Source organism: Nitrobacter sp. 62-13 (genome assembly GCF_001896955.1).
GTDB lineage: Bacteria > Pseudomonadota > Alphaproteobacteria > Rhizobiales > Xanthobacteraceae > Nitrobacter.
The window spans coordinates 1-1,956 of the sequence record NZ_MKRN01000099.1 but is presented as its reverse complement, the minus strand read 5'-3'; the positions used below and the strand labels follow the sequence as shown (position 1 = coordinate 1,956).

The window sequence follows — 1,956 nt, the reverse complement described above, 5'->3', positions numbered from 1 at the left end:
TTTGGCAGAACGAACGAGGCAAAGTGTTCGCCGGATATGCCCCGGTGCTTGCGGCGGTGGGATCCATCCTGGCCGTGATCGATAATTTCGCAAACGTCGCCAAAAACCTCAGCGCAAACGGCGGCCGTGAAGCCTGGGGAATGGTCGAAGCGGTTCTGTACGAGATACTGGGCCGTGAACAGGACAAGCTGCGGGACCGATTGAGCGAGCAATGCGAGTCCGCGCTGCCGAATGCGGTTTATGACGTCGAGGAGCAGTTGTCGCTGCTTGCGCAGTATATCGAGTCGAAGCCGCTCGAGGGCGCCGGCCGTGTCAGGCTGCCTCCTTCCGAGATGGAAAAGTACAGGGAAATGGTTCGAACCTATCTGCCGCATCATCCGTTTCTGCGGCGGCACGAATTTGGAGAAGCGGTGCTCGGTACCGGCGCGGTGTCGCGCGCGGTCTATCACGGCGGAACGATTTCCCGCGATCGGCTGATAAGTCTGTCGCGACAGTGGCGGCAGTCCGCGCCGACGCGCCGGCCCTTGCGTTGATCGTGCAAGGCGTCGGACGTGCGAAGCGACGAGTCGCCGGCGTCGGCTGACGCGTATGCGCTGAACCGAAGCGGCTGTTATGGTTTCAAACGGCCCGTTGCCATCAGCCACCACTCCGGCGCTCGGAGTCCGGTGATGGCGTCATAGGCATCGTAGGGTTTGATATCGAGGACGGGCGTGCCGTCATAGGCGTCCAGCGCCTTCACGGTCAGAACGTTCTTGTCGCGTTTCAGCAATTCGACGACGGCAAGTCCGATCGGATTGGGCCGCTCCCGTCCGCGAGCGCTGAACACGCCGACTTCCGGCAAATCTTCGCGATGCCGTGGATGGACGGTGAGTTGATCGGGCGTCCAGGTGAATTGATCCATCCAAAACAAGATGAACAAATGGGACCATTCCTCGATGCCGGTGAGGGTGCGTTCCAAATCCTCGCGCACGACGATCTCGGCGACGATGTCACGGCGGGAAATTCGCGTGGCCTTGTTTCTGTACGGGCTGCGCACCGTACCTACTGATTGCATGCAAATCGTCATGTGGGATTGCCGGGTGCGGGATGATTGAGTCTACGATGTTGCCCCGGCAATGCTTTCTCATTGCCGCTCGAAGCGCGGACCGTAGCTCGAGTTCGGTTATTCTGCCGAATGCCTCCCCTGAGCGTCAATGACGCCGTTCAGCGTCGCGTGCTTCGCCAAGAAAAAATGGTTTCGTTACGATCCTCAATTCGGCTTCAGTATCGGGCTTGCGTGTGTGAGGCGTGGAACCCTGCCGTCGGAAAGTCCGGTTATGCCATCGACCAAAAATTGCGATGTCGACCGTGCAGTGGAGGCATGCGATCTGCGCAGCATAAAATGGAAGGGCGCGGACGTCTGCCGATAATCCTGTCTTAAGGCCTTCAGGCCATTGCACGATAGCGTTGTGTTTGCGCTTCGGCAAATGGCTTCATGCAATCGGCCGCTACATCGCCAAACTGCTTTTTTCACCGTGCGGATCCGCGCGCTCTTTATCGCGGCGACTGTGTTGCTGACGGTTGGGAAGACCGGAATTCGGTACATGGTCAAGAAAAAGTAAGAAGATTTCAGTCGCCGCTTGCGTTCGAAAACTCATCTTAGACTGCTCGTCGCCGCACACCTTCACGTATTGACTTAAAAATCCCGACGAGACGCGTGATGCTTGCGCACAGATGCGATTTTTTTCGTAAAGGAAAGGCTTTCGTCATTGCCGCATAGCAGCATGAACGGCGCTTGCATCTTAAAATATACTCCTTTAAGAAAACGGCCGGTACGTAACGCGCTTGTTGGGCCCGTATCGATGGCCGCCAGGTGCTGGTGCGGGTTTATGACAAGGAGCGCGAGCGGCATGAAGATGTCGAATGGCCTTGATGGCCGCCGGTTTGGCCGCCGGTTTCTGGGATTGGCGTTTGGAG

Annotated in this window: 2 protein-coding genes and 1 pseudogene; 1 reads left to right on the top strand and 2 read right to left on the bottom strand. The window is 57.7% G+C overall.

Annotation, left to right across the window (positions count from 1 at the left end; genetic code table 11):
* Positions 1–533, top strand: a pseudogene (locus BGN91_RS08770) (hypothetical protein); the annotation flags it as partial.
* Between the two features lie 77 nt (positions 534–610).
* Here the strand turns inward: BGN91_RS08770 and tsaA are convergent.
* Both tsaA and BGN91_RS08760 read right to left on the bottom strand, forming a co-directional pair.
* Positions 611–1,054 carry a tRNA (N6-threonylcarbamoyladenosine(37)-N6)-methyltransferase TrmO gene (gene tsaA / locus BGN91_RS08765; RefSeq protein WP_292612334.1) on the bottom strand — a complete coding sequence of 148 codons (444 nt, stop codon included), beginning with the start codon at positions 1,052–1,054 and terminating at the stop codon, positions 611–613.
* 621 nt (positions 1,055–1,675) lie between these two features.
* A partial coding sequence (locus BGN91_RS08760) for a hypothetical protein (RefSeq protein ID WP_292612332.1) occupies positions 1,676–1,956 on the bottom strand: 281 nt, incomplete at its 5' end.

What these genes read in the sequence shown, in the direction of transcription:
- tsaA (WP_292612334.1), bottom strand. Translation starts at nt 1,054, where the DNA reads ATGCAATCAGTAGGTACGGTGCGCAGCCCGTACAGAAACAAGGCCACG.